The sequence below is a fragment of the Rahnella inusitata genome (assembly GCF_965118895.1).
In the GTDB taxonomy this organism is placed as follows: domain Bacteria; phylum Pseudomonadota; class Gammaproteobacteria; order Enterobacterales; family Enterobacteriaceae; genus Rahnella; species Rahnella inusitata_A.
The window spans coordinates 92920-105298 of record NZ_CBCPJJ010000022.1; the positions used below are offsets into that span (position 1 = coordinate 92920).

At 55.8% G+C, this 12379-nt stretch carries 11 protein-coding genes; 7 read left to right on the top strand and 4 right to left on the bottom strand.

Translation table 11 applies throughout. From position 1 onward, the window contains the following. Positions 1-8: 8 nt before the first annotated feature. Together tssH and ACMHLI_RS18390 are read left to right on the top strand one after the other, a co-directional pair. Positions 9-2543: a type VI secretion system ATPase TssH gene (gene tssH, locus ACMHLI_RS18385; RefSeq protein WP_413530709.1), complete on the top strand. Its 2535-nt coding sequence runs from the start codon at positions 9-11 to the stop codon at positions 2541-2543. Beyond that, positions 2530-3648, top strand: a complete 1119-nt coding sequence (locus ACMHLI_RS18390) for a VasL domain-containing protein (RefSeq protein WP_413530710.1) — start codon at positions 2530-2532, stop codon at positions 3646-3648. Before tssH ends, ACMHLI_RS18390 begins: the two co-directional genes overlap by 14 nt. 86 nt (positions 3649-3734) lie before the next feature. On the opposite strand, the gene ACMHLI_RS18395 is transcribed toward ACMHLI_RS18390, so the two are convergent. Next, positions 3735-4763: an alpha/beta hydrolase gene (locus ACMHLI_RS18395; RefSeq protein WP_413530711.1), complete on the bottom strand. Its 1029-nt coding sequence runs from the start codon at positions 4761-4763 to the stop codon at positions 3735-3737. 64 nt (positions 4764-4827) lie between these two features. Then, on the bottom strand, positions 4828-6015 hold the full coding sequence (locus tag ACMHLI_RS18400; protein WP_413530712.1) for an MFS transporter: 1188 nt from the start codon (positions 6013-6015) through the stop codon (positions 4828-4830). A gap of 239 nt (positions 6016-6254) precedes the next feature. Between ACMHLI_RS18400 and ACMHLI_RS18405 the strand changes: the two genes are divergently transcribed. Further along, positions 6255-7142, top strand: coding sequence for a LysR family transcriptional regulator (locus ACMHLI_RS18405; RefSeq protein WP_413530713.1), 888 nt, complete (start codon positions 6255-6257; stop codon positions 7140-7142). Between the two features lie 21 nt (positions 7143-7163). Here the strand turns inward: ACMHLI_RS18405 and ACMHLI_RS18410 are convergent, their stop codons facing one another. Next, the gene (locus tag ACMHLI_RS18410) at positions 7164-8066 is read right to left on the bottom strand and encodes an AraC family transcriptional regulator N-terminal domain-containing protein (protein WP_413530714.1); all 903 of its coding nucleotides are present in this window, start codon (positions 8064-8066) and stop codon (positions 7164-7166) included. 132 nt (positions 8067-8198) lie between these two features. On the opposite strand from ACMHLI_RS18410, the gene ACMHLI_RS18415 reads away from it, so the two are divergent. Then, positions 8199-8942, top strand: a complete 744-nt coding sequence (locus tag ACMHLI_RS18415) for an SDR family NAD(P)-dependent oxidoreductase (protein WP_413530715.1) — start codon at positions 8199-8201, stop codon at positions 8940-8942. Between the two features lie 16 nt (positions 8943-8958). Further along, on the top strand, positions 8959-9360 hold the full coding sequence (locus ACMHLI_RS18420; protein WP_413530716.1) for a VOC family protein: 402 nt from the start codon (positions 8959-8961) through the stop codon (positions 9358-9360). Here the strand turns inward: ACMHLI_RS18420 and ACMHLI_RS18425 are convergent. Further along, a complete protein-coding gene (locus tag ACMHLI_RS18425; RefSeq protein ID WP_413530717.1) occupies positions 9355-10263 on the bottom strand; it encodes a LysR substrate-binding domain-containing protein in 909 nt (302 codons plus the stop codon). The genes ACMHLI_RS18420 and ACMHLI_RS18425 overlap by 6 nt on opposite strands. 93 nt (positions 10264-10356) lie before the next feature. On the opposite strand from ACMHLI_RS18425, the gene ACMHLI_RS18430 reads away from it, so the two are divergent. Both ACMHLI_RS18430 and ACMHLI_RS18435 read left to right on the top strand, forming a co-directional pair. Next, positions 10357-11217: an aldo/keto reductase family oxidoreductase gene (locus tag ACMHLI_RS18430; protein ID WP_413530718.1), complete on the top strand. Its 861-nt coding sequence runs from the start codon at positions 10357-10359 to the stop codon at positions 11215-11217. 252 nt (positions 11218-11469) lie between these two features. Next, entirely contained in the window at positions 11470-12360 is an 891-nt protein-coding gene (locus ACMHLI_RS18435) for a glycerophosphodiester phosphodiesterase family protein (protein ID WP_413530719.1), read from the top strand. Positions 12361-12379: the final 19 nt, after the last annotated feature.

A 12379-nucleotide genomic window follows, 5' to 3' on the forward strand; every position in this document is an offset into this window, starting at 1 on the left:
AGATATTTATGAGTAGCTATTTAAAACACATCGTCGACAAGCTTTCCCCGGAAAGCCGGGGCTGTCTGGATGCTGCCGTCAGTCAGGCGATTTCGCGTACCCACCATGAAGTTGACGTTGAGCATCTTTTACTCGCGATAATTGTCCGCCACAGCAGTCTGATGGAAACCCTCAGCCTGGGCGCAGGATTACGTTCTGACGTCCTGCTGAGCTCCACGCAGCAAACACTGAACACCTTGCGCAGCGGCAACAGCCGCGCGCCGGTTTTCTCCGACGGACTGGTTCAGTGGCTGGAAAAAGGCTGGCTGCACGCCAGCGCGGGCTGGGAGCAAACGCAGATGACACCTGCGGCGCTGCTGGCGTGCCTGCTTGATGAAAACACTGCGCCAGAGCTGGCCAGTGGGGTGCGTAATGCTCTGAACTGCAAGCGGGATGCGGCAGATGAGTTACTGCTTGACGCCTGCCAGACGGCAGAAAGCCGTACGCTTTCTCCGGAACAAACCAGCCAGACCGCGCTCGGCAAATTTACCCGCAACCTCAGCGAACAGGCGCGCAACGGACAGCTGGATCCGGTGCTGGGGCGCGAAGCGGAAATTCGTCAGATGATCGACATTCTGCTGCGTCGCCGTCAGAACAATCCGATCCTGACCGGCGAACCAGGCGTCGGCAAAACCGCGCTGGTGGAAGGTCTGGCGCTGCGCATCGCTGCGGGTAACGTGCCAGACGTGCTGAAATCTATGGAGGTGCTTACGCTGGATCTCGGTCTGCTTCAGGCGGGCGCCAGCGTCAAAGGGGAGTTTGAGAACCGTCTTCAGGGGCTGATGAAAGAAATCGCCAGCGCCCCGACGCCTGTCATTCTGTTTATCGACGAAGCCCATACTCTGATTGGCGCAGGCGGTCAGGCCGGGCAAAACGACGCGGCCAACCTGTTGAAACCCGCACTCGCGCGCGGTGAGTTGCGCGTCGTCGCGGCCACCACCTGGGCGGAATACAAAAAGTACTTTGAGAAAGATGCCGCGCTAACCCGCCGCTTCCAGCTGGTACAAGTCGCAGAACCCGGTATCGACAGCGCCACCGCCATGCTGCGCGCCATCTCCCCGGCCATGTCGCGCCATCACGGCGTACTGATCCTCGAAAGTGCGATCCACGCTGCCGTGACGCTTTCCAGCCGTTACATCGCCGGGCGGCAGCTGCCGGACAAATCCGTCAGCCTGCTTGATACCGCCTGCGCCCGCGTGGCGGTTTCCCAGTCCCATCATCCGAAAGAGATTGAGGACATCAACGCCCTGCTCGCCAATCTGTACACCGAGCGCGACGCGCTGCAAAGAGAAGGTCTGCACGAGAAGCGGCTTGCCGCGCTGGCCCTGCGGGAAAGTGAACTGCTGGCCGATCTCGCCTATCTCCAGCCACTGTGGGAGCAGCAAAAAGCACTGGTGCAGCAATTGCAGGAAAGCAGTGACGAGAGCGCCATCGCCCAGTGGCGCGGCGAACTGGCGCAGTTACATGAGACTCACGCGCTGGTGTTTGAGTGCGTGGACGCCGCCTGTATCGCCGACGTCGTATCCGGCTGGACGGGCGTGCCACTCGGACGCATGGTGGAAAAAGAACATCAGCAGTTGAACGAATTGCTTCAGCGGCTGGAACAGCGCGTCATCGGCCAGCGCCACGCGCTGTCGACCATCGCCACGCAAATACGCATCAGCCGCGCCAATCTTAACGATCCGCTGAAACCGACCGGCGTGTACATGCTGGCAGGCTCCTCCGGTATCGGTAAAACCGAAACAGCACTGGTACTGGCGGAGTTGCTGTACGGCGGCGAGCAAAGTCTGGTGACCATCAATATGTCGGAATACCAGGAAGCGCATAGCGTCTCAGGCCTGAAAGGCTCCCCGCCGGGCTATGTGGGTTACGGTCAGGGCGGCGTGCTGACCGAGACGGTGAAACGCAATCCATACAGCGTCGTCTTGCTCGACGAGGTGGAAAAAGCCCACCCGGATGTGATGGAACTGTTTTATCAGGTGTTCGACAAAGGCGTGCTCGAAGATGCCGAAGGCCAGCTGATTAATTTTCGTAACACACTGATTATCATGACATCCAATCTGGCGAGCGCGAAGATCACTACGGCCTGCGCCGAGGGCAACGTCTCTGCGGAAGCACTTTGCACGCTGATCCGCCCGGAGTTCGAACACGTCTTCCGCCCGGCCCTGATGGGTCGCGTCACGCTGATCCCTTATCTGCCGCTGGATCCAAAAACGCTGGCGCAGATCATCAGGCTAAAACTGGACAAAATTTGCCAGCGATACCACGCTGCCAGCAACGGCGAAGTACAACTGAGTTACAGCGAGAGCGTGGTTTCATGGGTCGCCGGGCTATGTCAGGTGAATCAGAGCGGTGCCCGCGACATCGACCAGGTGCTGAACCAGCATACGTTGCCGCTGCTGGCTGACCAGTTGTTGCAGGAAGAGAAGGGCATCAAAGGCGGCCTGAAACTGGGCGTCAGTAAAGACAAACTTGTGACGTGGAAAAGCCATGACAAAGATTAATTCTTCCGTGACGCCAGCCGATGTAAAAATCAGTTGCCACGATCCCCGTCATCATCAGGAGTTTTTGCTGCTCAGCAACAGCGTTAACGGCTGGAAAGGCCACGTTCACGACCGTTCATGGTGGCTGACGCAGGAAAACCAGTGTCTGGAGATCTTTCAGCGCCACGGTTATGACCTGCAAAGCGGTGTCTGGTTTTGTCTGATCAGTTGCCAGCGCCACGGCTGGGCGGGGATGGCCAACGCCACCTTATTACTGGCCGAAGCCTTTGGCAGAAAACAGCGTCAGTGCTGGCCACCTTTAGCGGCCACCGATCTGCGCCAACAAATCATCGAGTGGTATTGCACTCATGCCGCGACCTGCGTGTACGGTTTGCCGTTAAACAGTGCCGAAATCGACACCCTTACTCAGCTTGAAGGCGCGGTGTCAATGATGCTCGAACATGCACTGAACCTGCAATCGCGCAGTCAGGCGGCGCTGCGAAATCTGCTCGATTACCTTCAGTCAAGCCGGCAATCGCTGCAAAAACGGGCGCTGACCGTAAAACCTTCGGTTCCGGTTCCGACCCCTACGCCATTGCCTTTCGTGCCCGCTCCGCAACCCATTCCTGCGCTGACTCTGCTGCCTGCGCCGCGCCCATGGAGAGCCTGGATAACTGGCAGCATGGCGGGTATAGCCCTGACGCTGTGTGCGGTAAGTGTGACTCACTGGATAGAACAACCTTCGACGGCGATAAGCTTAAACGCTTTCTGGCCGGGCAATCCGTTATCTGTACGCTGGCAAAACCGCCTCGCCGAACAGACTGCCAGCCTGCCGACGATCAACAGCTGGGCGATGGTCAACAATCAGCTCAACGATCTCGAACAGCGCCTGCTGGATGCCGAGCAAAAGCGAAAATCCTATATGACGATTTCGGAACTAAAAACCGCGATTTATCAGATGCGGCAGACGCTCCAGCAAGGCGGTCAACCGGTGATGGCACAGCTTGATGATGTGCAAAGAAAACTCGATAAAAAACAGCCGGTCAGCGATGCAGAAATCAAAGCGATCTCTCAGCGTCTGGAGGCATTAAATAGCCGGTTGACTCAGTTGGCAAATAGACAGTAGAGCGTACCGTTATTTAACAGGGCAACGTGTCGGAATGTATCAGACAACGTTGCCCTGAATCTTTTCAGTCGGTATTTATGAACGGATTACTTCAGATTCTCTTTAAAGAATGACGTCAGTTTAGCGAAGGGGATCAGATCGGTACGGTCGTAAAGATCGACATGACCGGCACCCGGAACGATATACAGTTCTTTGGGCTGACCCGCACGCTTATAAGCATCTTCACTGAATTCTTTGGAATGTGCCCGATCGCCGGTAATAAACAGCATCGGACGCGGAGAAATCGTTTCGATGTCGTTGAACGGATAGAAATTCATGAACTTCACATTGCTGGTCAGCGTCGGGTGCGTGGTCAGCTGCGACGAAGACCCCTTAGGCGTGTATTCGCCGCGCGGCGTACGGTAAAAATCGTAGAACTCTTTGGCAATCGGTGGAGAATTTTTATCGATTTTATGCGGCGTACCGCTGGTGTATTTGATTTCACCGCCGGTGAATTCTGCGTAACGTTGTTCAGCAGCTTCGGCAATAATTTGCTTGCGCTGTTCCAGCGTTAATGAATTATTAAGCGCGTGGCGGTTCGCCGATCCCATGTCATACATGCTGACCGTCGCAATCGCCTTCATGCGCGGATCAATTTTCGCCGCGCTGATGACAAAACTACCGCTCCCGCAGATCCCCAACACGCCGATACGATTTCTGTCGATAAACGAACGCGTGCCGAGGTAATCCACCGCCGCACTAAAATCTTCCGCGTAAATATCCGGCGCGACGGCGTTACGCGGCTTTCCTTCGCTCTCGCCCCAGAAAGAAATATCAATCGCCAGCGTCACAAAACCCTGCTCTGCCAGTTTCTGTGCATACAAATTTGAGCTCTGCTCTTTTACCGCCCCCATTGGATGACCGATAACAATGGCGGGATGCTTGACGTTCTGATTCATCTCTTTCGGAATGAAAAGATTCCCGGTGACATTCATCTGATACTGGTTTTTAAACGTCACCTTTTGCTGCGTCACTTTATCGCTTTTGTAAAAATTATCTGCACCGTTCGACATATCCGCAGCAGTGGCCGCAAACGAGCTGATCAACAATCCTAACAACATACTTAGAGCTCTCATGAGAATATCCTCAGTAGGTTTCGTGAGTGGGCATCCGTTCGCCCGTGTAAAAAAACGTCCGCCGTCAGTGCGACCGGCGGGAAGTGATAAAAGTCAGGGTGGCCGCCAGTATCAGCAACACGCCGCTAAGGCCAAACGTGCTCTGCCAGCCCATGTGGTCAAAGGCCAGTCCGCCTGCGGTAGAGCCCAGCGCGATAGAAAGCTGCACCACGGCGACCATCAGCCCGCCACCTGCTTCTGCATTGTCAGGAAAAGTTTTAGCCACCCACGACCACCATCCGACCGGTGCCGCCGTTGCGACTAATCCCCATAAACCAAGCAGCGCGATCACCCGCCACAGCGTGTGTCCGGACAGCATCAGCATTGCGGCAATGACCGCCATCATCAGCGGGATGGCGATGAGCGTCGGGTAAAAGCCAGCGCGCAGAAAGATGCCGATGACCAGCGTCCCGATAAAACCGGCAATGCCGAGAGTCAGCAAAATAAGCGACAGTGTTGAGACGTTGACGCGGGTCACCGTTTCGAGGAACGGGCGCAAATAAGTGAACAAGGCAAACTGGCCCATAAAGAACAGTCCGCAAGCCGCCAGGCCAAGAGTGACCAGAGGGTTACTGAGCAACCTCAGGACATTGCCTGGGGGTTTTTCACCCACTGCAGGTTTCATTGACGGCAGACTTACCCACTGCCAGATAAACGCCACCAGCGCGACCGGCACGAGGCAAAAGAAGGCGCCACGCCAGCCCATCACCGAGCCCAGATAACTGCCGAGCGGCGCGGCAATCACCGTCGCCAGCGCATTGCCGCCGTTGAAAATCGCCAGTGCGCGCGGTACCTGGTCTTCAGGCACCAGCCGCAGAGCCAGCGCCGCCGACATCGACCAGAATCCGCCGATAACGACGCCAATCATTGCGCGTCCCACCATGTAGGTCAGGTAATCAGGGGCGAGGGCAATCACCGCGCCGGAAATGGCCATCAGCACCGTCAGCCCTGACAGCAGCGCCTTCCGGTCGATGTTTCCTGCCAGCCGTGATATCGACAGGCTGGTCAGCACCGCCAGTACGCCGGAGATGGCAATCCCCTGTCCGGCCAGCCCTTCGCTGACGCCAAGATCGCGTGAAACCGGTGACAGCAAACTGACGGGCATAAACTCCGAGGCGACCAGTGCAAACACACACATCGTTATCGCCCATACACCATTCCAGTGCGCGGTGGAGCGATCGTTCGCTATTGGCTCTTCTACCGTAGTCGTCACTTTTTAATACCTTTTTAAATTCTGCCTGATGATTTTTAAGCAAGCCCGGGGCGGTCTTTATTCAGGAAATAAAAACTGAAATAACAAGACGTTATTGGGAGGATCTGAAGACACGAGATTCTGCATTTTTCACGTTTCTGCTTGCTGAGAATTCTACAGGGCGGGTATAGTCTGACTAGGTAATGAATCCTTAATGGGGTTATAAGCTGTGCTTATAAATCGAAATCAAAGCAGGTGTAATGAAGCGTAATCTCAATGATCTGATGGCATTTGTGACCGTCGCGCGCGAGGGCAGTTTCACCCGCGCGGCCGCTAAGCTTGGCGTGACACAGCCCGCCCTCAGCCAGACGATCACCGCACTCGAAAATCGCATGGATATTCGGCTGCTGACGCGTACGACGCGAAATGTTTCGCCGACGACTGCGGGCGAGCGTCTGCTACAGGCGATTGGTTCCAGGTTTGATGAGATTGAAGCTGAGCTGGATATGCTGACCGAGATGCGCGATAAGCCTGCCGGTACGGTGCGCATCACCTGCGGCCCTCACGTTCTCAATACCGTCCTGTTACCCAAACTGTCGCCGTTATTGCGTAAATATCCTGATGTCCATCTCGAGTTTGATGCTAACCACGGTTTTCGCAACATTGTCGCTGACCGGTTTGACGCCGGTGTACGGCTGGGCGACACCATCGATAAAGATATGATTGCCATGCCCATAAGCCCTCAGCTGCGCATGGCGGCCGTGGCTTCCCCTGAGTATTTCAGTTCACATCCGCTCCCGCTGACGCCGCACGATTTACTGGATCACAACTGCATGAATATGCGGCAGGCGACGTCCGGGGGGCTTTACGTCTGGGAATTCGATAATGAAGAGGGGCCGGTGAATGTCCGGGTTAACGGGCAACTGACGTTTAACACTTCTGCGCCCATGGTAGACGCAGCCTTAGCCGGGCTGGGTATCGCATTTTTACCGGAAGAAGAGTTTGCCCCCCACCTTGAGGAGGGCCGCCTGATCCGGGTTCTCGATGCGTGGTGTATTCCCTTCCCTGGCTATTACCTCTATTACCCCAGCAGAAAACAGCACTCTCCGGCATTTTCGCTGGTGATGGAGGCGCTGAAACTGGCGTGATCTGAGTCTCTGGCAAGGTACTCAGTGACTTTCCCGCACCTTCATTCCCCTACGCAACTGCGCCACATCTTTAAGCGGAGGCAGGCCGAAGAAGCGGGCGTAATCGCGGTTGAACTGCGGCACACTGCGATAACCGACTTCCTGCGCCACGTAGGTGACGCTTTTTTGTCGCCCCAACAGCATTGTTCTGGCGTGCAACAGCCGGACACGTTTCTGGTACTGCAACGGGCTCATGGCGGTAACGGCTTTGAAGTGACGATGAAACGCCGAGACGCTCATCGCCTCCCGTTCGGCCAGTGATTCCACTAAAAACTCTTTGGCAAAATTGTGCCGCAGCCACTGGATGGCGTTGCTGATCCGCGCCAGCATGGTGCCCGGCGAGGCGATGTCACGCAGCATCCAGCCGTGCGGCCCTTTCAGAACGTGATAGAGAATTTCGCGCTCAAAACCCGGCGCAAGTGCGGGAATATCGTCAGGGGTTTTCATCAGACGCAGCATTCTCACCCACGCATCGAGCATTTCCGGCGTCACCGACGCCACCGAGAATCCGTCTTCCGGCATGTTGTTCATCACCGACTGAGGTAAACCCTCCAGCAATGTCGCTACACGCTGAGGATCAATGGTCAGGCTCACCGCCAGATAAGGTTCGCCGGTGGTTGCGGGATGCACTTCACCCACCGCAGGTAAATCCACCGACATCACAAAGTACGAGGCCGGATCATAGTCGAAGATCTTCTGCGCCACCGTCATGGTTTTACTGCCGGTAAGGATCAGATTGATCATCGGCTCATAGACTGCCGCCAGCGCCGCCGCCGGAATTTTGCCCTGCACCATCGCTACACGCGGAATGCCTGTCTCCGTCCGCAAGTTCCCGGCGTGTGCGGCCAAAGCGCGTAGTTCGTCGAGCTGAGACTTTAGATCCATATTCTGACTCCCCGAATTATCGTTGTGGAGAGCCTAAAGCAGAAACAGGCAAGAATCGAGCAGGAACGCGGAAGCCGCCGCGCCCTCAATCCCTTAGTCTTACTGCACACAAACAAACCGGCAGGAAACATCATGAAAGTTATTCTTATCACAGGCGCCAGCAGTGGCATCGGTGCCAGCACCGCCCTTGAGTGCGCAGCGCGCGGCATGGGCGTGATCCTCACCTGGCACCGCCAACCACAAGCGGCTGATGACGTGGTCCGCCAAATCGAAAATTCGGGCGGTCAGGCCGTAGCGGTACAACTCGACGTTTCGCGTTCAGAGACTTTCCCGGCATTCCGCGCACAACTGGAAACGTTGTTGCCCCGCCACTGGCATCGTTCTGATTTTGATGTGCTGATCAACAACGCCGGTTTTGGACTGTTTAATCCGATTGAAACCGTGACGGAAACAGAATTCGACAGTCTTTTCAACGTGCATCTGAAAGGACCGTTTTTCCTGACGCAGACGCTGTTGCCGTTACTGGCCGAGGGCGCTCACATCGTAAATGTCACCAGCGCAACGACCCGCGTTGCCACATCGGGCGTCGCGCCTTATGCCGCGTTCAAAGGTGGACTGGAAGTACTGACGCGCTATATGGCAAAAGAATTCGGTCAGCGCCGTATCCGCGCAAATTCCATTTCACCCGGAGCAATCCGTACAGGGCTGGGCGGTGGCCTCAACGATGAGTTTGAAGCACTGCTGGCTTCGCAGACCGCGCTCGGGCGCGTTGGTGAGCCGGAGGATGTCGCGCTGGCGATTGCCGGGCTGATTTCAGACGACAGCCGCTGGATCAATGCGCAGTCTATCGAAGTCGCCGGTGGCTACCATATTTAAGATTTAAGGAGATTCTATGCTCGATCACATTTTTATATCCGTCAGTGATACCGCCCGCTCGGTGGCGTTTTACACCGCCGCACTGGCACCGCTCGGCATTACCGCCCGCGTCGATTACGACGGCAAGGACGGCCCACCGGGGCATCCCGACCTCAAGGGTTTCGGGGCGAATGGCCGGATATTTTTCTGGTTGCGGGAAGGTAAAACGGCGGGCGATGCGACACATGTCGGATTTGTCGCCAACAGTGAAATGGAAGTGGATGAAGCCTACGCCGCCGCTATTCGCGCGGGGGCAAAAGATAACGGGGCACCGGGCGTACGGCTTCATTACGATCCGCGCTATTACGCCGCCGGGATTATCGACCTGGACGGCTACACCCTGGAGTTCGTGCATAAAAGCTGGCAACACGGGTCATAATGCGCGGTTAGCCTCACGCACAAAATCAATAAACGCCTGCAAAGGCGCGGGGATCAGGCGGCGGTCGTTGTAGTAAAGATACGGCCCGGAGAACGACAGCCACCACGGCTGCAATATTGCCTCAAGCTGACCGCTGGCGATGGCGGGCTGTAACCACTCTTCGAAAAGATAGATGATACCCGCACCGGCAATGGCGGCTCCCACCGCAAGGTCTACTGCGCCGCCGACGCTGACCACCAGCGGCCCTTTCACCTCTACGCTGAGGCTCTCGCCTTCGCGCTCAAACTCCCACGGCGGCATCACGCCACTGGCAAAGCGGCCGCGTAAACACCGGTGTTGCATCAGCTCGCACGGATGCGTCGGCCGCCCATGTACATCGAGATACGCCGGGGAGGCGGCGGCGGAAAAACGCTGGATACGCGGCCCGATGGGAATGGCGACTACATCCTGCTCGAGCCGTTCGTCATAGCGGATCCCGGCATCGCAGCCGTCTCGAAACACATCCTGCACGTTACTTTCAGCGACAATTTCCAGCTGAATATCGGGATAACGCCGCAAAAATTCCGGCACCAGCGCGGGCAAAACCAGCCGCGCGGCGCTGACCGGCACATTCAACCGCAGCGTGCCGCCAGGCGTATTGCGATAACGATTGAGGGCATCCAGCGCAGCATCCACTTCGTTCATCGCCGGTAACAGACGGTCAATCAGCGCCCTGCCCGCCTCGGTCAGCACCACGGTGCGCGTGGTGCGGTGAAACAGCCGGATACCGAGCTGCTGTTCCGCACGGCGCACCGCATCACTCAGCCGCGACGCATTGCTGCCGGTCACCCGCGCAGCCTCGCGAAATCCTCCGGCTTTCGCCACTTCCACTACTGCGTGCAGCAGGGCGATATCCATCGACATTGTGCGTCACCTCGTACAGTTTGTCCTGATTTGAGCGGATAGTTGCACAGCCAGTTCCCCGATACAATCAATGAACACTCACAGGAGAACCCCATGTCAAAACCTACAATGACTTACCGCCTCGGCGACCGTGAAGTTGGGCGCTTAGGATACGGCGTAATGCAGCTGGCTGGCCCTGGCGTTTTCGGCCCGGTGAAAGACGAAGCACGGGCGATTCAGGTACTGCGTGACGCCGTGGCCTCTGGCATTAATCACATTGATACCAGCGACTTTTACGGCCCGCATTACACTAACCGGCTGATTAAAAAGGCGCTGCATCCCTATCCCGACGATCTGTGCATCGTCACCAAAGTCAGCGCCCGTCGCGATGAAAAAGGTGGCTGGATCCCGGCGTTCAGCCCGGAAGAGTTGACTCAGGCGGTGGAAGATAACCTGCGAAATCTGGGACTGGACAGCATGGAAGTGGTGAACCTGCGCAGTATGCTCGATATCCATAAACCAAAAGAAGGCTCACTGGAGCCGCAGCTGGAAACGTTGATTAAGCTGAAAGAGCGCGGCCTGATCCGTCATATCGGCCTGAGCAATGTGACCGCCAGACAGGTGGCCGATGCCCGGAAAATGACGCCGATCGTCTGCGTGCAGAACATGTATAACCTCGCCAATCGTCAAGACGAGGCGCTTGTCGATCAGCTGGCAGACGAGGGGATCGCCTATGTGCCGTTCTTCCCGCTCGGTGGATTCTCGCCGTTGCAGTCCACGCAGCTCAATGAAGTGGCCGCCGAACTTAACGCGACGCCTATGCAGGTCGCCCTCGCCTGGTTGCTTAAACGTTCCCCCAATATTCTGCTGATCCCCGGCACCTCCTCGCCGCTGCATTTGCAGGAGAATCTGGCCAGCGGTCAACTGACGCTGTCCGATGACGTGATGGAAAAACTGAACGGGATGGGAAGTTGAGCGAAAACAGGGGATTGGGGGTGGAGTAAGGCATCGACATCGCCATTTTCCGTGTAGAACGGGGACACATACTCTAACGGACTCACTCTGTAGTTATGTCTTTCATAGCCAAAATTATGAATTGTGACCATAAACTGTCATCAAACAATGTCATCTTTCAAACGTGGTTCATTTACAGACTTATTTTCTCTGATGACATATATTGTCTATATAACAGATAGTTATGGGTAAGTTACTTTAAAGGAATATGTAATGTATCTTCATAAAAAAATGATTTTGGCTCTGACACTGTCCTCCCTTTCTGCCATGACCTGTGCGGCATCCCTCCCACTCTCTCCGCAAATCATTGCCCACCGTGGGGGAACCGCCGACGCCCCTGAAAATACAGTCCCGGCAATCAAACTCGCGCTTGAGAATAAAGCTGATGCTGTGTGGATCACCGTCCAGCTTTCGAAAGATGACATTCCCGTGCTGTACAGACCTTCAGACCTGAAGAGTTTAACGGATAAGAAAGGCGCTGTTTCTCAATATACAGCCAAAGAGTTGTCGCAGATGGACGCTGGCTGGGCATTTGGTACCGAAACCAGTCATCCCTATCGCGATAAACATATCGGTGTTCCGCAGCTGGAGTCCGTTCTGAAGACTTTCCCGACGACGACGTTTTATATCGACATCAAAACACCGGATGCGGATCCTCAGCAAATGGCCGCTGCATTGAGCAAGGTCTTGCAGGAGACTCACAGCCTGCAAAGAACGCGTATTTATTCCACAGACTCACGCTATCTCAGCGTGCTTCCCGCTACGTTGCCGAAATTTGAAAGCCGCGACATGACGCGCACTGCGCTGGCGAATATCACAATGGCGCATCAATGCCAGATCAAAGCGGATAAACAGCCGCGCTGGTATGCGCTTGAAATGAAAAGGGAAGTGGAAGTTGTCGAAAAATACACATTAGGTGAGGCACGTTCAAAAGCCACGCTGGTGTGGGATAAAGAAGCGATGGACTGTTTCCGCTCGCAAGGCGAGGCGCACATCATCTTAATTGGCATAAATGATGAAGCGGATTATAAACAAGCGAAATCACTGGGCGCGGACGGTGTGCTGGTAAACTCTCCGGCGCTGTTTAAAACGCTTCCTCGTTGATAAAAAAGCCGGAAGTTCC